Origin of the sequence: Streptomyces doebereineriae (genome assembly GCF_031845645.1) — a bacterium.
In the GTDB taxonomy this organism is placed as follows: Bacteria; Actinomycetota; Actinomycetes; order Streptomycetales; family Streptomycetaceae; genus Streptomyces; species Streptomyces canus.
The window spans coordinates 1-476 of sequence record NZ_JAVREZ010000178.1 but is presented as its reverse complement, the minus strand read 5'-3'; the positions used below and the strand labels follow the sequence as shown (position 1 = coordinate 476).

At 70.0% G+C, this 476-nt stretch carries 1 protein-coding gene; it reads left to right on the top strand.

Translation table 11 applies throughout. The features are described 5' to 3' along the window. Positions 1 to 373: hypothetical protein (locus RNB18_RS51330; protein ID WP_311720970.1), on the top strand; the 373-nt coding region annotated here is incomplete at its 5' end. Positions 374 to 476 lie beyond the last annotated feature (103 nt).

The following is a 476-nucleotide window of genomic DNA, read 5'->3' as shown; positions in this document are numbered from 1 at the left end:
ACCCGGAACGATCTGTCTGACGGTTCCGCTCGTCGACGACGTCATCCAGGTGGGTATCGGCGGCGACTATCCGACCACCGTCGTCGCCGTCTCGGTGACCGCATCATCGGTGCGGGTGCGCCGGCTCGATGGCCGGCGTCTGCAGGTGCACATCGTCGAGGACTGGCGGGGTGCGAACCACCCGGGGACGGCGACCCCGGTATTCGGCGAGCCGGTCGAGGCTCTGGTGCTCGAGCGCCGCGGCGAGCGCTGGGTTCCGGGCCCGGTCCTGTGCCGTCGGGTCGTCGACCTCGATCGGTTTGTCGGCACGCTCGCCCGATTCGCCCTGGCCAAGCAGGAACGGACCGCCGATCAGGCGGTGGGCGCGGCGTAGGCCTGCAGATACTGGGTCAGTGCCCGTTCACCCTCGGTGAGGATCGCGCGGTCCTGTCCCGGGCCGGCGTGGAAGGCCATCTCCAGCAGGCGATCACCCATCT